General features: G+C 70.4%; 15 protein-coding genes and 1 pseudogene. 13 read left to right on the forward strand and 3 right to left on the reverse strand.

From position 1 onward, the window contains the following. Positions 1-31: 31 nt before the first annotated feature. On the reverse strand, positions 32-775 hold the full coding sequence (locus tag ACZ7OI_RS19590; RefSeq protein ID WP_470265609.1) for an SDR family NAD(P)-dependent oxidoreductase: 744 nt from the start codon (positions 773-775) through the stop codon (positions 32-34). 250 nt (positions 776-1,025) lie between these two features. Here ACZ7OI_RS19590 and ACZ7OI_RS19595 point away from each other — a divergent pair, with 250 nt between their 5' ends. From ACZ7OI_RS19595 to ACZ7OI_RS19605, 3 genes are read left to right on the forward strand one after another with little or no spacing between them, the layout of a single operon-like run. Next, positions 1,026-1,634: a TetR/AcrR family transcriptional regulator gene (locus ACZ7OI_RS19595; RefSeq protein WP_470265610.1), complete on the forward strand. Its 609-nt coding sequence runs from the start codon at positions 1,026-1,028 to the stop codon at positions 1,632-1,634. Between the two features lie 28 nt (positions 1,635-1,662). Then, positions 1,663-3,213 carry an MDR family MFS transporter gene (locus ACZ7OI_RS19600; RefSeq protein WP_470265611.1) on the forward strand — a complete coding sequence of 517 codons (1,551 nt, stop codon included), beginning with the start codon at positions 1,663-1,665 and terminating at the stop codon, positions 3,211-3,213. Positions 3,214-3,228: 15 nt separating this feature from the next. Further along, positions 3,229-4,212 (forward strand): RNA polymerase subunit sigma-70, encoded by a 984-nt coding sequence (locus ACZ7OI_RS19605; protein ID WP_470265612.1) that lies wholly within the window; start codon positions 3,229-3,231, stop codon positions 4,210-4,212. Positions 4,213-4,442: 230 nt separating this feature from the next. On the opposite strand, the gene ACZ7OI_RS19610 is transcribed toward ACZ7OI_RS19605, so the two are convergent. Next, positions 4,443-4,712: a WhiB family transcriptional regulator gene (locus ACZ7OI_RS19610; protein ID WP_470233724.1), complete on the reverse strand. Its 270-nt coding sequence runs from the start codon at positions 4,710-4,712 to the stop codon at positions 4,443-4,445. Here ACZ7OI_RS19610 and ACZ7OI_RS19615 point away from each other — a divergent pair. After that, positions 4,630-5,571, forward strand: a pseudogene (locus tag ACZ7OI_RS19615) (RNA polymerase sigma factor); the annotation flags it as partial. The gene ACZ7OI_RS19610 and the pseudogene ACZ7OI_RS19615 overlap by 83 nt on opposite strands. Positions 5,572-5,622: 51 nt before the next feature. Next, positions 5,623-6,306, forward strand: a complete 684-nt coding sequence (gene shbA, locus ACZ7OI_RS19620) for an RNA polymerase sigma factor ShbA (protein WP_470265991.1) — start codon at positions 5,623-5,625, stop codon at positions 6,304-6,306. Here shbA and ACZ7OI_RS19625 read toward each other — a convergent pair. Continuing rightward, positions 6,280-7,146: a LysR substrate-binding domain-containing protein gene (locus ACZ7OI_RS19625; RefSeq protein WP_470265613.1), complete on the reverse strand. Its 867-nt coding sequence runs from the start codon at positions 7,144-7,146 to the stop codon at positions 6,280-6,282. The genes shbA and ACZ7OI_RS19625 overlap by 27 nt on opposite strands. A gap of 100 nt (positions 7,147-7,246) precedes the next feature. Between ACZ7OI_RS19625 and ACZ7OI_RS19630 the strand changes: the two genes are divergently transcribed. From ACZ7OI_RS19630 to eccD, 8 genes are all read left to right on the forward strand, one after another. Then, positions 7,247-8,272 (forward strand): bile acid:sodium symporter family protein, encoded by a 1,026-nt coding sequence (locus tag ACZ7OI_RS19630; protein ID WP_470265614.1) that lies wholly within the window; start codon positions 7,247-7,249, stop codon positions 8,270-8,272. Between the two features lie 315 nt (positions 8,273-8,587). Continuing rightward, a complete protein-coding gene (locus tag ACZ7OI_RS19635) occupies positions 8,588-9,136 on the forward strand; it encodes a DUF1062 domain-containing protein (protein WP_470265615.1) in 549 nt (182 codons plus the stop codon). A gap of 411 nt (positions 9,137-9,547) precedes the next feature. Then, entirely contained in the window at positions 9,548-9,886 is a 339-nt protein-coding gene (locus ACZ7OI_RS19640) for a WXG100 family type VII secretion target (RefSeq protein WP_344284506.1), read from the forward strand. A gap of 31 nt (positions 9,887-9,917) precedes the next feature. Then, the gene (locus tag ACZ7OI_RS19645; RefSeq protein WP_470265616.1) at positions 9,918-10,217 is read left to right on the forward strand and encodes a WXG100 family type VII secretion target; all 300 of its coding nucleotides are present in this window, start codon (positions 9,918-9,920) and stop codon (positions 10,215-10,217) included. Positions 10,218-10,262: 45 nt separating this feature from the next. Continuing rightward, the gene (locus ACZ7OI_RS19650) at positions 10,263-10,817 is read left to right on the forward strand and encodes a WXG100 family type VII secretion target (RefSeq protein ID WP_470265617.1); all 555 of its coding nucleotides are present in this window, start codon (positions 10,263-10,265) and stop codon (positions 10,815-10,817) included. Positions 10,818-10,862: 45 nt separating this feature from the next. Beyond that, a complete protein-coding gene (locus ACZ7OI_RS19655) occupies positions 10,863-14,498 on the forward strand; it encodes a WXG100 family type VII secretion target (protein ID WP_470265618.1) in 3,636 nt (1,211 codons plus the stop codon). Continuing rightward, positions 14,495-18,511, forward strand: coding sequence for a type VII secretion protein EccCa (gene eccCa, locus ACZ7OI_RS19660; protein WP_470265619.1), 4,017 nt, complete (start codon positions 14,495-14,497; stop codon positions 18,509-18,511). The genes ACZ7OI_RS19655 and eccCa overlap by 4 nt, the downstream gene beginning before the upstream one ends. Then, positions 18,508-19,893: a type VII secretion integral membrane protein EccD gene (gene eccD / locus ACZ7OI_RS19665; protein ID WP_470265620.1), complete on the forward strand. Its 1,386-nt coding sequence runs from the start codon at positions 18,508-18,510 to the stop codon at positions 19,891-19,893. The genes eccCa and eccD overlap by 4 nt, the downstream gene beginning before the upstream one ends. Positions 19,894-19,902: the final 9 nt, after the last annotated feature.

The following is a 19,902-nucleotide window of genomic DNA, read 5'->3' on the forward strand; positions in this document are numbered from 1 at the left end:
GACAGCCGGTATCCCTTCGGGCACAGGGAGTTCAGCGCGGCATCCGCCGCCACACCGCGCGCGGCACGAACCGCATCGCCGCGAACACCAAGCGCAACACCCCCGGCACCCACACCGCTTCACGACCGCGGCGCAAGGCGGCGACAGTCGCGTCGGCGACCTGATCAGCGGTGCTGGAGAACGGCGCGGGCGACATTCCTTCGGTCATCCGGCCGATCACGAAGCCCGGACGCACGAGCAGCAGGTGCACGCCGGTGCCGTGCAGCGCGTCGGACAGTCCCGAAGCGAACCCGTCGAGCCCCGCTTTCGCCGAGCCGTACACGTAATTCGCCCGCCGCACGCGAATCCCGGCGACCGACGAGAAGACGACCAGGTTTCCGGAACCCTGAGCGCGCAAGAGTTCCGCCGTGTGAGTGAGCACCGACACCTGGGCGACGTAATCGGTGTGCACGATCGCGGTGGCGTGCGCCGCGTCGGTTTCCGCGCGGGCCTGGTCGCCGAGAATGCCGAAGGCCAGCACGACGGTCTCGAGCGGGCCGTGTTCCTTGATGACCCGGTCGAGCAGCGGGCGGTGCGCGGAGAGGTCGTCGGCGTCGAAGTCCTCGGTCGCGACAGTCTCCGCGCCCGCCTCGCGCAGGGCGGCTGCCTGCTCCACGAGGTCCGCACCCGGCCGTGCGGCGAGCACGAACCGCTTCGCACCCCCGCGCGCCAGCCGGACGGCCACCGCCGCTCCGATTTCGCTGCGTCCGCCTAGTACCAGCACCGTTCCGCTCACGGTGGGTGAGTCTGCCAGCCCGCCCCGCAGCAGACCGGCTGGGCCCGCCGGCGGCGGCCCTCGACGTGATCGTCTCGCGCCTGGCAGCGGACAGCAGGGAGTCTCGTCGCCACCCACGGTGATCGACGCCAGCAAGGCTTCTGTCGCTTCCGAGCAGGCCAAGCGGCAACGGCCAGGCGCCCGCCGTGAAGTGCTCTGCTTCACAAACTGCAACTTTGCAGACTCTGCAAGATCTCACTACGCTGACCTAGTGACCCCTCCCGGCCTTCGCGAGCGCAAGAAGCTCGAAACCCACCGCACCATCGCTCTCGCGGCGCTCCGGCTGATCGACGAGCGTGGTCTGGACCAGGTCACGGTCGACGACATCGCCGCGGAGGCGGGCGTGTCCGCGCGCACGTTCTTCAACTACTTCGCGGCCAAAGAGGACGCCGTGCTGCTCGCGTACGCCGACCACGCGGAGCGGGCCGAGCAGACGATCGCGCGGTTCGTCGCGCAGCCGGAAGGGATCGACGCCTTTCCGGCGTTCATCGCGACCGTCCGGGAGGACCTCGCCGATTTCGAGCGGGACCGCGACGAATGGCTGACCCGGTTGCGCATCATCCGCGGCGATCCGTCGCTGCTGATCCGCGCGACGGTGCTCAACTCCGCCTCGCGCGACCCGATGATCGCCGCGATCGCCCGGCGCAGCGGCACCGACGCGGAGAACGACCTGTTCCCCTCGCTGCTGCTCGCGGTGGCGGGCGGAGTGCTCAACGCCGCGCTCAGCCGCTGGGCCGCCCGGAACGGGGCCCAGTCGCTGCTCGAGATCTTCGACGAGGCCGCGGCCACCGCCGCCGCCGGCCTGCCCGACCCTCGCTGAACCCCTTCGTAGTCCGGAAAGGACTGTCATGTCCGTGTCCACCGCGGAATCGCCCGCGCCCGCGGCGATGAGCCACCGGCAAGTGCTGCAGGCGATGTCCGGCCTGATGATGGGCATTTTCGTCGCCATCCTCGCGTCCACTGTGGTCGCGAACGCCCTGCCGCGGATCGTGTCCGAGCTGGGCGGCAGCCAGTCGTCCTACACCTGGGTCGTCACCACCGAACTGCTCGCGATGACCGCGACCGTCCCGCTCTGGGGCAAGCTTTCCGACCTGTACAACAAGAAACTGCTGATCCAGCTCTCGCTCGGGCTGTTCGTCGTCGGCTCGCTGGTGGCCGGGTTCGCGCAGAACATCGACGTCCTGATCCTCAGCCGGATCGCGCAGGGCATCGGCGGCGGCGGGCTCACCGCACTCGCCCAGGTGATCATGGCGGCCATCGTTTCGCCGCGCGAACTGGGCAAGTTCTCCGGCGTCTTCGGCGCGGTCTTCGCCGTCGGCACGGTCGCGGGCCCGCTGATCGGCGGCGTGCTCGTGGACACCTCGTGGCTCGGCTGGCGCTGGTGCTTCTTCCTCGGGGTTCCGTTCGCGATCGCGGCGATCCTGTTGCTGCAGCGCACTTTGGACCTGCCGACGCTGCGCAGGGAAGTGCACGTCGACTACCTCGGCGCGTTCCTGATCATGCTCGGCGTCTCGACGCTGCTGGTGTGGTCGTCGCTGGCAGGCTCGAGCTTCGAGTGGGGTTCCTGGCAGACCGCCGTGCTCGTGCCCGCCGGCGTGCTCGTGCTGGTCCTCGCGGTGTGGGTGGAGTCGAAGGTGCGCGAGCCGGTCGTGCCGCTGGCGCTGTTCCGCAACCGCACGGTCACGCTCGCCACCGTCGCGAGCTTCCTGGTCGGTGTCGCGATGTTCGGCGGCACCGTGTTCCTGTCCCAGTATTTCCAGCTGGCGCTCGGCAAATCGCCGACGGTGGCCGGGCTGATGAGCCTGCCGATGATCTTCGGGCTGCTGGTTTCGTCCACCGTGTCCGGCCAGCTGATCAGCCGCACCGGCAAGTGGAAGCCGTTCCTGCTGCTCGGCGCGGTGCTGATGGCCGCGGGGCTCGGCCTGCTCGGGCTGATCGACGCGCACGCCTCGCTGCTGGAGCTGAGCCTGTTCATGCTGGTGCTCGGCGTCGGCGTGGGCATGCTGAACCAGAACCTGGTACTGGTGACGCAAAACGACGTGCCCGCCGCCGATCTGGGCGCGGCGACCTCGACGCTGTCGTTCTTCCGCAGCCTCGGCGGGTCGATCGGCGTGAGCGCGCTCGGCGCGGTGCTGGCCAGCCGGGTCGGCACGCTCGTCGCCGACGGGCTCGGCCCGGCCGCGTCCGCGGGCGGCGGCGGCGGGAAGGTGCCCGACCTGGCGCGGCTGCCCGCCCCGGTCGTGTCGGTGATCCGGGACGCTTACGGGGTCGCGACGAGCGATCTGTTCCTGATCAGCGCGCCGATCGCGCTGCTCGTGGTGGTCGCGGTCGCGTTCCTGAAGCACGTGCCGCTCAAGACGAAGAGCGGCCTGGAACGGCTGGCGGACGAGAGCGCCTGAGCTACCGTTGCCCGGGTGACCAGCGACGAGGAGTTCGGCGCCCTGCTCGAGCGGCACCGGCGCGAGATCCGCGTGCACTGCTACCGGATGAGCGGTTCGTTCGAGGAGGCCGAGGATCTCACGCAGGAGGCGTTTCTCCGGGCCTGGAAAGGCCGTTCCGGCTTCGCCGGGCGGGCGAGCGTGCGGACGTGGCTGTACCGGATCGCCACGAACGTCTGCCTCGACGCGCTCGCCCGGCGGCCGCGTCGCACGCTGCCGGACGCACTCGGTCCGGCGGCCGACCCGGCGTGCGAGATCTCCGCGCTCGACGTGCCGTGGCTCAGCCCGTTTCCCGACCTGCTGCTCGACGCCGCGGCACCGGACGACACCGGTGCCGCGGTCGTCGAACGGGAAACCATCGAACTGGCGTTCCTCGCCGCTGTCCAGTGGCTGCCGCCGCGGCAGCGCGCCGCGCTGATCCTGCGCGACGTGCTCGATTGGTCCGCAAAGGACACTGCCGAACTGCTGGACACCTCGGTGGCCTCGGCGAACAGCGCGCTGCAGCGAGGCCGCGAGACCTTGCGCGCCAAGCTGCCCGCGCGGCGCGCCGAATGGTCCGCTCCGGACAGCACGACCGCCGAGGAAACGGCGCTGCTGCGGAAGTTCATCGCCGCCTACGAATCGGCAGACGTGCAGGCCGTCGCCGCCGTGCTGAGCGAGGACGCGCGTGCGGTGATGCCGCCGTACTCGTTGTGGTTCGACAGTCGCGATCGGATTCTCGGCGCGCTCAGGCCGAGTTTCGATCCTCAGTCGCCGTTCTACCGGGGCAGTTTCCGGATGGTGCCGGTGCGCGCGAACCGGCAGCCCGCTGTCGCCGGATATCTGCGCCGGCCGGGCGAATCCGTTTATCGCGCATTCGGCGTCTCCGTGCTCACCGTCCGAAACGGACTGGTCACGGCGATGGCCGCGTTCGAAACCGCCGCATTGGCGCCGTACGGACTCGCCGAAACGTTCGAATAAAACCGCGCCGATCGTCGCTGATCCGACGGCCGCGGAAACCGGTCGCCGCAAGCAGATCGGCGGCGGACCGTGTCCGCTTGCTTCTCGCCTGAGCAGCAAAACGCCCGGGCGGTGATCGCTGGTATGCGATCACCGCCCGGGCGGTACCACCGAGTTCCGGGCTTCGCGCCGGTCGTGGTGGGGGAAACTGCTAGCGCCCTCGCCGCCGGGAAATGGTCACCGGCTCGCGGTCAGGCGACTCGATGCTGTGCGGCGGCGGAGCCGGTTCGCACCAGCTTCCGGCGCTCAACCTCGGTAGTTCCCCCGAAGATCCCGTTGCCGAGACCGTTGTCGAGAGCATAGGAAAGGCATTCCGCGCGGACCGGGCATCGCGCGCAGACCGCCTTGGCCTTCGCGACCTGCTGCGCCCCCGGACCCATGTCGGAAATCGGGAAGAACAGTTCCGGGTCCTCGTCCTGGCACGCCGCGCGGGCGAGCCAGCTGGTGGCCGTGAGTTCCATTGTTGCTTTTCACCTCCTGTCCTCATTGTCGAACCGTGGTCAACCGACTTCTCCGCGCGCACGGGCACGCCATGCCTTCGGAGGGTGTTCGGTGGGCTTTTCGGCCGAAGCGCCCCGGGCCGCGAAGGACCCGGCGGACGACCGGCTTTCCAAGTTACCACCGATCACCGTCCGCGCGGGAAATTTCGATTCAGCTCACATCGCGGACGCGGTTGCCGCCCGGGCGTGCTACGGCTCCCCCGGCCGCCGCCCGGAGGCCTCGAAGAGTCCGGCTTTTCCTTTTCCGTGCACCGTTTCCCCCTTCCGCCGCGTCGGCTCTCGAGGTGCCCGTCCGACTCAGGTACCCGCCAGCCCCGCCCTTAACCACATTTCCGTGACCGGATCGTTACATCCCACGGGCGCGTCACCGCACCTGTTCGACAGGGTCCGGGTTCGGGAGGGGGTGCGCGTGGCGGGGTTCGACGGCTTCTTCCGGGGCGATTTCCCTCGCCTCGTGGCGTTCCTGTGCGCGGGCGGGCTCGGGCCGGGCACCGCGCGCGAGGTAGCGGTGGAGGCGTTCGTCCAGGAAACCGGGACGTGGCCGCCGCCGGGCGACCCGCGCGTGGCGGTGCGGCTGACCGCCGTCCGGCTCGCCGAAGAGCAGACATGGTTCGACGGCGGAGCCCCGTCCGAGGATCCGCCGGGCGACCGGCTGGCCGCGGTCGTGGAGCGGAACGCGCGGGGCGTCGAACTGCTCTCGACGCTGCCGGAAACCCAGCGCACGGTGCTGACCTGGTCGCTCGACGGGTTCTCGCCCGCCGCGATCGCCTCGGCGCTCGGCATGGCGGGCACCACAGTCCGCTCGAACCTGCGACATGCCCGGGAACGGCTGAAGTACCGGCTCGGCCTGGCCGGGCGCGAGGAGGCCCTGATGACCGCACTGCGCGAAGCCGACGCCGCACTGGTCGGCGCGCTGCGCTCGGCGCTGGACGTCGAAGAAGCGTTGACCCGGGTGAAAACCGAGGCGACCGCCTTGGCCGCACCACGGGTCCCGGCCGCCCGATTCGGCTTCGACGGCCCGGTGCGCGCCGCGGTCGACGGCGATCCGGACGCGGCGCAGGATCTGCTCGCCGCCGTGCAGCCGCTGATCGTGCGCTACTGCCGTGCGCGGCTTGGCGGGGCAGACGCATATTCCTCGGCGGATGACGTGGCGCAGGAGGTCTGCCTGGCGCTGCTGACCGCGCTGCCCGGCTATCGGCACCAGGGGCGGCCGTTCCTTGCTTTCGTTTACGGGATCGCGCAGCACAAGGTGGCTGACGCGCATCGGGCGCACGCGCGGAACCGGACCGAGGCGATGGCCGAGTTGCCGGAGGCGGTCGATCTCGCCGACGGGCCGGAGGAACGGGCGTTGCGGGCCGAGCTGAATCGGCAGCTGGCTCGGTTGCTGCAGCTGTTGCCGGAACGACAGCGGGAGATTGTGCTGCTGCGGGTTGTCGTCGGGCTGTCCGCGGAGGAAGCGGCTGAAGCGGTCAGCTCGACGCCGGGAGCGGTTCGGGTGGCGCAGCACCGCGCGCTGCTGCGGCTCCGCTCAGCCCTCGAAAGACGACGCCGCTGACCCGATCCGCGCCACCACGAACTCCGCCAGTGCCGCCGCCGGCCCCTCGCTGCCGTCCCTCGACAGCAGGATGAAATCGACGTCACCCGGGTCCGGAAGGCCGAGCTCAGCAGGCAATTCGACCAGATCCGACGGCACCAGGCTCCGCGCGTGCACCGTGATCCCCAGCCCGGCGGCCGCCGCCGCGCGCAGGCCGGTCAGGCTGGACGTCAGGCAGGCCGCCCGCCATTCCAGGCCCGCGCGTTCCAGCGTTTCCACCGCGAGCTGCCGGGTGACCGACGGCATCGGGTACTGCACCAGCGGCACCGGATGGCCCGGGGCGAGGTCCGTCGCCGCCGAGCCGATCCACACCAGCGGTTCCCGGCGCAGCAGCCGTCCCGGGCCGGGCGCGCCCGGGCGGCGTTTGCCGAGCACCAGGTCGAGGCGTCCGTCGGCGATCCGGCGGGCGAGCACATCGGACAGTTCCACGTGCAGTTCGACGTCCACCAGCGGATGGCTTTCCCGCAGCCGCCGCAGGATTTCCGGCAGCTCGCCGAGCGCGAAGTCCTCGGACACGCCGAACCGCACCCGGCCGCGCACCTGCGCGCCGCGGAAATGCCGGGCGGCGCGGTCCTCGGTGTCCACAATGGTCTGCGCGAACCCGAGCATCGCCTGCCCGCGCGCGGTCAGGTCGACCGCGTGCGTGTCCCGGGCGAACAGCAATCCGCCCGCCTCGGATTCGAGCCGCCGGATGTGCTGGCTGATGGTGGGCTGCCCCACACCCACTCGCCTCGCCGCCGCGGTGAAGCTGCGAGTTTCCGCCACAGCAAGGAAAGAACGGCACAACCGGGGATCCAGCATGCGTCACATCTTATCGGGTTTCTCAATGGCAGTCAGTACGGTCATCGGGGTTCCGAATGACCGCCGCCGACGAGAGAATGGCAGGGAAAGGAGATCCACCGTGCTCGCTTCGTTCGCCCGCCCCGTCTCGGCCTTGCTCGCCAAGCTGCGGATCGACCCCTTCATCGCCCTGATCCTCGTCACCGTAGGCATCGCCTCGCTGCTGCCTGCGTCCGGCGCGGTCGCGACCGGGTTCGGCGTCGCGACGAAGATCGCGGTCGGGATGCTGTTCTTCCTTTACGGCGCAAGGCTTTCCAGCCAGGAAGCGGTCGAGGGGATGCGGCACTGGCGGTTGCACGTCACGGTGCTCTGCGCCACTTTCGTGCTTTTCCCGCTGCTGGGGCTCGCCGCGTCGTTCCTCTCCCCCGGGCTGCTGACGTCGCCGCTCTACACCGGTGTGCTGTTCCTCTGCCTGTTGCCCTCGACCGTCCAGTCGTCGATCGCCTTCACCTCGATCGCGAAGGGCAACGTCGCGGCGGCGATCTGCAGCGCGTCGCTGTCCAACCTGCTCGGCATCGTGCTGACGCCGGTGCTCGTCGCGCTGCTGCTGGCCACCGACGGCCCGGGCGTGAGCGGTTCGGCGGTGCTGGACATCGTGCTGCAGCTGCTGGTGCCGTTCGTCGCCGGGCAGCTCGCGCGCCGGTGGATCGGCGGCTGGGTGCAGCGGCATTCCGCGCCGCTGAAGATCGTCGACCGCGGTTCGATCCTGCTGGTGGTGTACACCGCGTTCAGCGAGGGGATGACCGAAGGCATCTGGCACCAGCTGGACGTCGGCCCGCTGCTGGTGCTCGTCGCCGTCTGCTGCGTCCTGCTGGCGGCCGTGCTCGGCGCGACCAGCGGCGGCGCGAGGCTGCTCGGATTCGACCGCGCGGACCGGATCACGATCATGTTCTGCGGTTCGAAGAAGAGCCTCGCGAGCGGCCTCCCGATGGCGACGGTGCTGTTCGGGCACGCCGAGGTCGGCCTGATCGTGCTGCCGCTGATGCTGTTCCACCAGATCCAGCTGATCGTGTGCGCGGCGATGGCCCGCCGCTACGCCCGGCAGGCGGCCGCGGAGGAACCGGGGGAACTCGCGGCAGTCGGGTGACGCGGACCGGCTACTCGCGCATCCCGAGCGCGTCCGCTGGCCGGGCGCGCAGCGCGAACTCCCGCGTGGTCATCACCAGAGTGCTCGCGGGCACCGGCGGGTGCGTGCCGTGCTCGCCCAACCCGCAACGCCCAGCCGGAAAACCAGTGGAGCCGCGTCCTGCCCGCGGCTAATCTCGCCCGGCCAGTGTCGGCTAGGCGAGGACGTGCCGTTGTACATCGCGTGAGGCATCCCAAGCTCTGATCCCGTCGCGCGCCGCGTTGTGCGCCGCGCTTCTTCGTGCTGCGGAATTCTCACTGGAATCGGTGTACTCCTGTGCTCTACAACTGGACAGTCCTGCCCATTTGCCTGCCGCTCGTCCGGCGGCGCTGCCACACGTGTTCGTCCGAACGTTTCCGGGCGGATGGCAAGTTCCGGGTCAACGCCAACCACAAACTCGTCGACGCCTGGCTTCTCGTGCTCTGCGCCGGCTGCGGGGAAACGGCGAAACTCACCGTGTTCGAACGGGCGAAGGTGCGCTCGGTCCGCCCGGTTCTGCTGGACCGCTTGCACCACAACGATCCCGGCCTCGCCGCCGAACTGCTCCAGGATCCGGTCCTGCGACGGCGCAACCGCGTCGCGCTCGACTGGGACGGCGCCTGGCGGCTCGACACCGGTGGTTCGGACCACCTGGGCCAGGACGCGATCGGCGTCTCGGTCGGCTTCGCGGCCCGGATCCCGGTCCGGCCGGCGCGGCTGATCGCCGAGGGCTGCGGCCTCGCCCGGGCCGAGGTCGAGCGGCTGATCGCCGAGGGGAAGGTCGTGTCGGGGATCCGGCTGGGCGGCAAGCTCTCCGGCGACTTCGCCTTCACGCTCAAGCACTGAGAGCCGTGAGGGGAACCCTGAGGGAATCTGATTCCCTCAGGGTTCCCCTCACGGACGGTTGTCTGTCCACAACGGACAGAGCGAGGTCCACTCCCGACTTCCGCTCGCATGAGCGCGAACCGCGAACCCGGGCACCAGCGCTGCCTGAACGGGCACTCGTGCGTAACCGGATCCGGCGGAAAGCGTTGCCGCAGCTCAGCGCGCCCAGGCGGAGGAGCGGCTTGCCCCGCCGTCCGCGCACTGGTGTCCAGAAGGGAACAACGCGGCGACAACCCGTAGACCGGCGCTTACCGTAAGTCCGCAGTCTCCCCGTGCTCTGTCGTATCGGCCGAACGAAGGGCATCCGCGGCGACGTCGGCGGTCTGGCATGCCAGTCCGTCATATCCGGAGAACCCGACCAGAGGAGAAAGCATGGCTTCGCAGGACGGCGCCCGCGTCGACACCAGCGTCATGCGCAAGGGCGCGCAGACGATCAGCGACACCGGGCAGAACATCACCGGGGTGAACCAGAAGGTCGACGGCACCATGCAGACGCTGTTCGGCACCTGGCGCTCGGACTCGGCGAACGTGTTCAACCAGGCCATGGGCCAGTTCGACCAGACGGTCCGCAAGATCGTGCAGAAGCTGGACGAGCTCTCGCAGAACGTGCAGACCTCGGCGAGCGAGTACGACAGCCGGGACTCGGACAACACCTCCACCGCCAACAACGCCGCCACGGTCATCGGCGGCGGCGGCCTGCAGGGCTTCTGATCCCCTTCCTTCCCACGAAAGGACATCTCCCATGGCTTTGGGCCAGTTCCAGATCAGCTTCGCGACCATGCAGGACACCGTCGGGCAGGCGAAGCAGCAGTCGAACCAGATCACCGAGCTGCTGGACCAGATGAAGGCGGTCATCGAGGGCCAGCGCGAAAACTGGACCGGTGTCGCGGCGGACATGTTCCACGAGACCTACAACTACTGCCACCAGGCGGCGCTCACGCTGCCGCAGGCGCTCGACGCCGCCGCGCAGACCCTCGGCCAGATCAACGAGGGCACCTCGAACACCGAGGGCACCAACGCCAAGCGGTTCGCCGCGAACTGACGCCGCCGCCTCGCCGCAACTGACCAGAAAGGAGGGTGAACGGCCATGGTCGCGCCAGGTGACACGAACTACGGGATGAACAACGATTCGTCGAACCACCATCAGAAGACCTCGGACGACGGGAAGTTCCACAGTCCGGGCGACCAGTCCCCGCCGGACGTGAAGAACGAGTGGATCCCGCCGGGCGACGTCGGCAAGCCGCCGCCGGTGCCGGGCGGCTCCGAGCATCCGGGCAAGGGCGTCACGGCGGTCAACACCGAGGCGATGCGCACGTTCGCGAAGAACCTGCAGTCGCTCGCGGACGGCCCGCTGAAGGATCTTCCGGCGAAACTCGACGGGATCCAGCTCAAGCCCGGCGTGTTCCTGACGGCGCAGAACAAGATCTTCACGCCGATCCAGGGCGCGAACGCGCTGCGGGACACCACCCGCACCGCGATCCACGACCTCTGCAAGGCGCTCGACGAGGTGGCGGACGCGGTGAACAAGGCCTCCAAGGCCTACGACAACGCCGACGAGGTCAACAAGATGTCCGCCGACGACTACAACCAGTATTTCAACACCGTCAGCGGCCACATCACCGGCGCCGGTCAGAAACCCTGACCGGACGGGCGGCGGTCTTTCCGGTTTCGAAGCGATCGAGGGAAGATGTCCGACGACAACAACACCCACGGGTTCACCTCGGACGACAACGGGGTCTGGCCGGACACCACGCAGACCGGCAACCAGAACAGCACTGGCGACCCGTCGAAGGATTTCGACGGGCTGACGTGGAAGCAGATCGAAGCGGCGATCCTCGGCGGCGGTTCGCTGTCGGGCGGCCAGGACAACCGGGACAAGGCCTACGGCAACGTCAACTGGCAGTCGCTTCAGGACGCGGCCGGGGTGTTTCAGGAGACGCAGCAGAACCTCGCGATGGTCGCTCAGTCCATTCAGGACCAGACCGCCGCCCTCGCCGGACCCGACGGTCCGTGGAAGGGCGACGCCGCGACGAAGTTCAAGGACATGATGACCGCGCTGGGCAACAAGTTCTCCGATCTGGCGGACCGGATCGGCGACGGCGGCGGGTCGAACAACGTGCCGAACAACCTCGTCAATTCCGCGGCCTACCTCAGGTGGGCGCAGGACACGATCCGCTACATCGACAGCTATTACGCCAGCCAGGTCCTCGCCCAGGGCAGCAAATACCACCTCAGCGACGGGCGCGCGTACATCTCGCAGTTCCCCGAGGCCGTCGAGATGATGACCAACGACATGCGCAAGGTCGGCGGGCAGCTCGCGCAGAAGTACAACACCGTGCACGTCAACGCGGGCAAGACGACCCCGCCCCCGACCCCCGGCGGCGGCGACGGCAACACGCCCAAGCCTCCTCCGCCGCCACCGCCTCCTCCTCCGCCGCCCACACCGCCGCCGCCTCCGCCGCCGGTGACTCCTCCCCCGCCGCCTCCGGTGACGCAGCCGCCGCCTGCCCCGAAACCGCCGCCCGTGTCTCCGCCGCCGGGCGGTGGCGGCGGTGGCAATGGCGCGCCGCCGCCGGTGAACAAGGCCGTGATTCCGCCGCCGCCCAACGGCGTCAACGGTCCTGGCGGGAACAATGTGCCGCCGCCGTTGAAGAACGCGCTCGTGTCGCCGCCGCCGGGAGACCTCAACGGTCCCGGGGGCAACGGCACGCCTCCTCCGGTGACCGCTGCTTCCATTCCGCCGCCGCCGGGCGATGTCGGCGGGAACAAATCGCCGAACCTGCAGAAGCCGCCGGGCCCGCAGGTCAACCCGCCGGTGATTCCTCCGCCGCCGGGCGATTCCGGCAGCGTGAAACCGCCGAAGGTTTCCCCGCCGCCGGGCGATGTCCCGGGAGGGAACAACCTCAAGTCCCCGTCGATCCCGCCCCCGCCCGGGGCCTCCGGCAACAACCTGTCCGGGCACGTCAGCCCGCCGTCGGTCCCGGCCCCGCCGGGAAGCTCGGGCGGGTCCGGGCACGTGAACCCCGCGTCGATCCCGCCGCCTCCGGGCGATTCCGGCGGCAACCTGGCGAACAACGCGCTCAACCCGGCGCACCTGCCGCCGGGCCTCGGCAACCCTCCGGGCAACCAGAACCCGGGCGGCAGCGGCATCCCGATGATGCCGCCAGGAGGCATGGGCGGTGGCGGCGGGCTGAACACGCCGTCCGCGGAACGACCGGACTCGTCCGGGCTGCTCGGCAACATCAAGAAGCCGTGGGTAAGCCCTCCGCCGGACGGCATCGGGAATCCCGATGTCCACGGCGACACGCCACCGCTGCACTCGGCCAAGTGGGCTCCGCCGCCCGGCGCGAGCGGCGGAACCGGCAACGGTGCGGGCGGACCTGGCGCGAGCGGCAACGGCATGGGCGGACCGGGCGACAGCGGTCCGGGCGCGATCAAGGGCCTCGGCGAGAGCGATCTGCCGAAGCTGCCGAACCCCGTCGGGAACCACGAGCAGATCCCCGGTGGCGGAACCCCGCCGATGGTCCCGCCCGGCGGGATGGGCGGCGGCAGCGGTCTCAACACACCCGCCGCGGAACGACCGGACTCCTCCGGACTGCTCGGCAACATCAAGAAACCGTGGGTGAGCGCGCCGCCGGACGGCATCGGGAACCCCGACGCCCACGGCGACACGCCACCGCTGCACTCGGCCAAGTGGGCACCGCCGCCCGGCGCGAGCGGCGGAACCGGCAACGGCTCAGGCGGACCTGGCTTGAGCAGCAACGGCATGGGCGGACCGGGCGGAACCGGCGACGGCATGGGCGGGCCGGGGAATGAGCCGGTCAGCCCTGGGGTGAAGGGGCTCGGCGAAAGCGACCTGCCGAAGCTGCCGGACGCCGTCGGCAACCACGAGCAGCAACAACTCCCGGCTTCGGGAACGCCGCCGATGATCCCGCCCGGCGGCATGGGCGGTGGCAGCGGCCTGAACACGCCCGCCGCCGAACGACCGGACTCCTCTGGGCTGCTCGGCAACGTCCAGGAACCGTGGGTGAGCGCACCGCCCGACGGCATCGGGAACCCCGACGCCCACGGCGACACGCCACCGCTGCACTCGGCCAAGTGGGCACCGCCGCCCGGCGCGAGCGGCGGAACCGGCAACGGCTCAGGCGGACCTGGCTTGAGCAGCAACGGCATGGGCGGACCGGGCGGAACCGGCGACGGCATGGGCGGGCCGGGGAATGAGCCGGTCAGCCCTGGGGTGAAGGGGCTCGGCGAAAGCGACCTGCCGAAGCTGCCGGACGCCGTCGGCAACCACGAGCAGCAACAACTCCCGGCTTCGGGAACGCCGCCGATGATCCCGCCCGGCGGCATGGGCGGTGGCAGCGGCCTGAACACGCCCGCCGCCGAACGACCGGACTCCTCTGGGCTGCTCGGCAACGTCCAGGAACCGTGGACGGCCGACCTGCCTGGTGGCGTCGGCGACCCGAGCGCGTCCGGGGAAACGCCGCCGAGCGAATCGGCTGGCTGGGCTCCCTCGGCGACTCCGCCGCCGGGGGTGCCGATGGCCCCGCCGGGCGGCGGCGGCAACGGGACGCCCGCCGAACGTCCTGACTCCGCCGGGCTGCTCGGCGATGTCCAACAACCGTGGGCAGTAAGCACACCGGCAGGCATCGGAGACCCCGTCGCACCAGGCGACACCCCGCCGAGCACCTCAGCCGGCTGGGCCTCCGCGACCGGCGCCGGCATCCCGGTCGTTCCGCCGAGCAGCACGGGCAACGGCGCCACCACGCCAGACCGACCGGACTCCGCCGAACTCCTCACCGGAGCCCAGGAGCACTGGGCGCCTTCGTCCACTGTGGACGCAGCATCCCCGGTTGCCCAGCGCATCCCGGCCAACACCGGCTGGGCCGCCGCGAGCGACGACAACGACCCCGTCCGCATCGCGGTGGTACAGCCCCTCGACCACGAGGACACCTCAGCCTGGGACGTGGGCACGGCCGAATTCCTCCCCGCGCTCCTGCCGGTCACCACCACGGCAGAGGACCGGCAGGAGGAAATCACCACCGATTTCGTCCAGCGCAGCGACGAACCGTGGCGGCCGAACCAAGCCGACGAGGAACCCGCGATCGGCACCTACCAGCGGGTCCGCGGCGGCCCGGCCGAGGTCGTCCCCGACGAACTCCCCACCTGCGGCGACGCTCCGGAACCCCCGGAGCCCGAAGCCGGCACCGCCGAAGAAGAAACCGAGGAAGAAGAGGAACGCACCATGGCCGACCTGCTCCGGCAGGACGACGCGGCTTGGGGCAAACCGACCCAGCGCAGCTCCCCGGGGGTGCTTGAATGAGCACGGAAACCGTCAAGCGCGGCCCGCGCGCCGCGGGCCCGGAAATGCCCGAGGGCCAAGAAGAACTGCAAGAACCGCCGGTCATGGCGGAACCGGCCGCGCGTGATTTCAACTCGCTGCTGATGATGCTGCCGATGGCCATCGGGTCGCTGGTGATGGTGCTGGCGTTCTCCGGGGTCGCGGGCAGTTCGCCGTTCACCTACGTGATCGGCGGCGGCATGGGCGTGTCCATGATCGCGATGAGCCTCGGACAGCTGTCGCGCGCCGCCGCCGAACGCAAGCGCAAGATGCAGGCCGAGCGGCGGGACTACCTGCGCTACATCGGCCAGGTCCGCGAGCGGGCCCGGTCGACCGCCGAGGACCAGCGGCACGCGGTGGCCTGGAACAACCCGGCCCCGGATTCGCTGTGGTCGCTGGCGATGGGGCCGCGGCTGTGGGAACGCCGGATCAGCCACGAGGACTTCGCGCGGGTGCGGATCGGGCTGGGCACGCAGCAGTCGGCGCTGGAGCTGGTGCCGCCGGTGACCAAGCCGATCGAGGACCTCGAACCGCTGTCGGCGATCTCGCTGCGCCGGTTCACCGAGACCTACCGCACGCTGTCGGGCATCCCGACCGCGGTGGGGCTGCGGAGCTTCACCAGCGTCGAGTTCGACGGCGATCCGGAAGCGGCCGCCGGGCTGGTCCGGGCGATGCTCGCGCAGCTGGTCGCCTTCCATTCGCCGGACGAACTGCGGCTCGCGGTGCTCACCACCGAGGCCGCGCAGGCGCAGTGGGACTGGGTGAAGTGGTTGCCGCACAACAACCATCCGGCTCTTCGCGACGCGGCAGGCCCGCTCCGGCTCCTCGCCGCCGACCACGACGAGCTGATGGACCTCCTCGGCCCGGACGTGGCCGACCGGGACGACCACGACAAGACCGTCGGACCGACGACGACCGAACCGTTCGTGGTGATTGTCGCGCATCTGGCGACGATCCCGGAGTCGTCGCGGCTGGTCGGCGCGGGCCTGCGCAACGTCGTCCTGCTGGACGTCACCGGCGCGCTCCCCGGCGGCCCCAAGGTGCTTCGACTGACCACAAAGGACGGTCTGGTCGAGTTCCCGGCGGGCAGCGGGGTGGGTTCGGCGACCCGCGACGAGCTGTCGGTGACCCAGGCCGAAGGACTCGCCCGGCTGCTCGCGCCCAAGCGGACCAGCGGAACCCTGGAAATCGCCGACCAGCCGCTGGAAAGCGACTTCGGCCTGACCGCGCTGCTGGGCATCAAGGACGTGCACACCTTCGACATCCCCGGCCAATGGCGGCCGCGCGCGGCGCAGCGGGCCCGGATGTCGGTGCCGATCGGCGTGACCGAGGACGGCGAGATCGTCGAACTGGACCTGAAGGAATCCGCGCAGGGCGGCATGGGCCCGCACGGGATGCTGATCGGCGCGACCGGGTCCGGCAAGTCGGAGCTGCTGCGCACGCTGGTGCTCGGGCTGGCCGCGACGCATTCGTCGGAGATCCTCAACTTCGTGCTCGTCGACTTCAAGGGCGGCGCGACGTTCCTCGGGATGGACCGGCTGCCGCACACCTCGGCGACGATCACCAACCTCGCCGACGAACTGCCGCTGGTCGACCGCATGCAGGACTCGCTCAACGGCGAAATGGTGCGCCGGCAGGAACAACTGCGCGCCAGCGGCTACCCGTCGCTGTACGAATACGAAAAGGCCCGCGCGGCCGGCGAACAGCTGGCCCCGATGCCGACGCTGTTCCTGGTGGTGGACGAGTTCTCCGAACTGCTGAGCGCGAAGCCGGAGTTCATGGAGCTGTTCGTGTCCGTCGGACGGCTGGGCCGCAGCCTCGGCGTCCACCTGCTGCTCGCCTCGCAGCGGCTGGACGAGGGCCGCATCCATCGCGTCGAGGGCCACCTGTCGTATCGGATTGCGTTGCGCACCTTCTCCTCGATGGAGTCCCGCAGCGTGATCGGCGCGGGCAGCGCGTACGAGCTGCCGCCGGAACCGGGCAACGGTTATCTGAAGATCGACACCACGAACCTGGTGCGGTTCAAGGCCGCTTACGTCTCCGGCCCGGTGCCCGCGGGCAATGGCGAGAACTCCGCGGTGGCCGCGGCACGGGCCAGCCGCGAGGTCGTCCCGTTCCGCACCGAAGCCCATCCGGCGAAGCTGATCATCCGCGACGACGAGCCGGAACCGGCCGAGAAGCAGTCCGATGTGGACGCTCTGGAAGCGGCCGTGCCCGGCGGGCCCACGCTCGCCGACGCGTTCATCGACCGGCTGACCGGCGCGGGTCCGGCGGCACGCCAGGTGTGGCTGCCGCCGCTGGCCGAATCGCCGAGCCTGGATTCGCTGCTGCCGAGCGTCCTGCCGGATCCGGTGCGCGGGATGGCGGTGCAGGATCCGGCGCACTGGGGCAAGCTCCGGGTGCCGATGGGGATGATCGACCGGCCGTTCGAGCAGGTCCGCGAACTGCTGACGGCGGACCTGTCGTCGGCGGCCGGGCACGTCGCGGTGGTCGGCGGGCCGAAGACCGGAAAATCGACCTTGCTGCGCACCCTCGTGCTGGCGCTCGCGATGACGCACACCCCGCAGGAGGTCCAGTTCTACGGGCTGGACTTCGGCGGCGGCGGGATCATGTCGCTGTCCGGGCTGCCGCACGTCGGTTCGGTCGCCACCCGGCTCGAACGCGACCGGGTCGTCCGGACCATCGAGGAAATCTCGCAGGTCATGGAAGGCCGCGAAACGCTGTTCTCCGAGCACGGAATCGAATCCATGGACGCCTACCGCGCGTTGCGCCGCAGCGGCCGGATCGAGGATCCGTTCGGCGACGTGTTCCTGGTGGTCGACGGCTGGTACAGCCTCAAGAACGACTACAGCGACCTGGAGCAGAAGATCGGCGAGCTGGCCTCGCGCGGGCTGTCCTTCGGCGTGCACGTGGTGATCGGCGCGACCCGCTGGTCGGAGATCCGGCCGTACCTGCGCGACCTGCTGCAGACCCGGTTCGAGCTGCGCCTCGGCGACCCGATGGAGTCGGAAATCGGCTCGCGCAAAGCGAAAACGGTGCCGAACCAGCCGGGTCGCGGCCTGACCCCGGACGGTTTGCACTTCCTGGCCGGGCTGCCCCGGATGGACGGCAGCGGCAACACCGACGACCTCGCCGCGGCGGCCAAGGCGGTCGCCGAGGAGGTCCATCTGTTCTGGCCGGGCGCGCCGGCTCCGTCGGTGCGGCTGCTGCCCGCGAAACTGCCGATGGCGCAGCTTCCCGCGCCGGACGGCGACCTGCGGATCGCGTTGGGACAGGACGAGCAGCGCCTGCTGCCGGTGTGGCACGACTTCGCGGCCACTCCGCACCTGCTTGCCTTCGGCGACAACGAAACCGGCAAGACCAACCTGCTGCGGGTGGTGCTGCGGTCGGTGCTGGCGCGTTACTCGTCGAGCGAGGCGAAGATCGTGCTGGCCGACCCGAGCCGCCAGCTGGACGTCGAAGTGCCCGAGGAATACCGCGTCGGGTACGCGACCACCACCGAGGCGTTGCAGGAATTGGCCCAGCAGGCCAGTGTTTCGCTCACCCCGCGAGTCCCGGACCAGACCATCACCGCGGACCGGCTCAAGCGCCGCGACTGGTGGACCGGCCCGCGGCTGTTCTTCGTGGTCGACGATTACCAGTTGCTGACCAGCGGCATGGGTTCGCCGCTGGAACCGCTGTTGTCCTTGCTGTCGCAGGGTTCCTACATCGGATTCCACCTGATCCTCAGCCGCAGCACCTCGGGCGCGATGCGCGCGCTGAGCGATGCGGTGGTCCGCCGGATCTGGGAACTCGGCAGCCCGGGCGTGGTGTTCTCCTATCCCAAGGAGGAGGGCAAATTCCTCGGCGAGGCGGCCCCGCGCCAGCTGCCCGCCGGCCGCGCGCAGCTCGTCACCCGCCGCGGCGTGAAACTCGTGCAGACCGCGATCGCGGAAGAAGACCGGGCCGGCGAGGGCTGGTCCCCGCTCGCGACGACCGAAAGGGGCGTGCGATGACCGCGTCGACCGGCGAACTGTGCCGGATCACCGTGTACGGGCCGCAGGGCCGAGCGGATCTGGCGGTGCCGATGTCCGTCCCGCTGACCAGCCTGCTGCCGGTGCTGCTGGAGCACACCGGCGGCCGCGACGACCTCGGCGACGCCTGGGTGCTGCAGCGGCTCGGCGAGGAGCCGCTGGACGCTTCGGGCACTCCGGAGTCGCTCGACTGGAAGGAGGGCGAGGAATTCCACCTGCGCCCTCGCACGGATCCGTTGCCGGAGCTGGATTTCGACGACATCGCGGACGGCATGGCCACCGCGGTGAGCCGGCATCCCGGCCGCTGGCGCCCGGAGTTCAACCGCGGCCTGTTCCTCGGGTTCGCGATCTTCTCCCTCGTCGTGCTCGCCAAGGTGCTGCTCTACCCGGGTTCGGCCGGGCTGACCGCGATCGGCGGCGGCGTGGTGTCGCTCGGGCTCCTCGTCGCGGCCGTGGCGACCGGGGTGCGTTCCGACGACAAGGCGCTGCTGACGTTGCTCGGGCTCGGCGGCTGCGCGTTCGCGTTCCTCGCGGGCGCGGTCGCGGTGGCCGGGCTCGACCCGGCGTTCGACCTGCAAGGCACGCCGATTCTGACCGGCTGCCTGACGTTCGCGCTGGCCGGCGGTCTCGTGCTCGGCGGGCGGGCGGCGTGGTCGCACGCCATCCCGTTCGTGCCGTTCGGCGCGGTGGTCGCGACCGGGCTCGCCGGGGCGCTCTCGCTGTGGCTGCACCTCGGCGCCGGGTTCACCACCGGGCAGGCGGCCGGGCTGGTGTCGTTCGTGCTGGTCGGGCTGATGGTGTTCGCGCCGCGGATCGGCATCCGGTTCGCGCGCATCCGCGGTCCGCAGCTGCCGCGTTCGGCCGGGGAGCTGCAGTACGACATCGAGCCGATGCCCGCCGCGCAGATGGTGCACCAGACCGGGTACGCCGACGGCTACCTCACCATCGCCTGCCTTGCAGCCACGGCCGTTTTCGTCGGCTGCTTCCCGTTCCTGGTCGGCAACGGGCTGTTCCCGACCATCCTGGGCGGACTGGTGTCCGCGGCGGTGCTGATGCGTTCGCGGGCGCTGCTCGGCGTCTGGCAGCGGGTGCCGCTCGCCGCCGCCGGCGCGATCGGCCTCGTGTTGCTCGGGCTGTCGCTGATCCAGCCGTTGCCGACGCCGTGGCGCGGCGCCTGTCTCGCCGGACTGTGCCTGGTGTTCTTCCTGCTCCTGCTGGCGATGCTGCGCCCGCCGCCGCGGCGGCTGCTGCCGATCTGGGGGCACCTGGCGAACTGGCTGGAAACGCTGAGCGCGGTGGCGATGATCCCGATCCTGCTGCAGCTGTTCGGCGTCTACGCGTGGGCCGTCGGGCTCACTTCCTAAGCGATGGAG

Source organism: Amycolatopsis sp. NPDC114503, from assembly GCF_055633655.1.

Coding starts and splice junctions, on each gene's coding strand:
- eccD (WP_470265620.1), top strand. CDS start 18,508: ATGACCGCGTCGACCGGCGAACTGTGCCGGATCACCGTGTACGGGCCG.
- ACZ7OI_RS19610 (WP_470233724.1), bottom strand. CDS start 4,712: ATGGAACTCACGGCCACCAGCTGGCTCGCCCGCGCGGCGTGCCAGGAC.
- shbA (WP_470265991.1), top strand. CDS start 5,623: ATGACCGCACTGCGCGAAGCCGACGCCGCACTGGTCGGCGCGCTGCGC.
- ACZ7OI_RS19625 (WP_470265613.1), bottom strand. CDS start 7,146: ATGCTGGATCCCCGGTTGTGCCGTTCTTTCCTTGCTGTGGCGGAAACT.
- ACZ7OI_RS19640 (WP_344284506.1), top strand. CDS start 9,548: ATGGCTTCGCAGGACGGCGCCCGCGTCGACACCAGCGTCATGCGCAAG.
- ACZ7OI_RS19655 (WP_470265618.1), top strand. CDS start 10,863: ATGTCCGACGACAACAACACCCACGGGTTCACCTCGGACGACAACGGG.
- ACZ7OI_RS19650 (WP_470265617.1), top strand. CDS start 10,263: ATGGTCGCGCCAGGTGACACGAACTACGGGATGAACAACGATTCGTCG.
- eccCa (WP_470265619.1), top strand. CDS start 14,495: ATGAGCACGGAAACCGTCAAGCGCGGCCCGCGCGCCGCGGGCCCGGAA.
- ACZ7OI_RS19645 (WP_470265616.1), top strand. CDS start 9,918: ATGGCTTTGGGCCAGTTCCAGATCAGCTTCGCGACCATGCAGGACACC.
- ACZ7OI_RS19600 (WP_470265611.1), top strand. CDS start 1,663: ATGTCCGTGTCCACCGCGGAATCGCCCGCGCCCGCGGCGATGAGCCAC.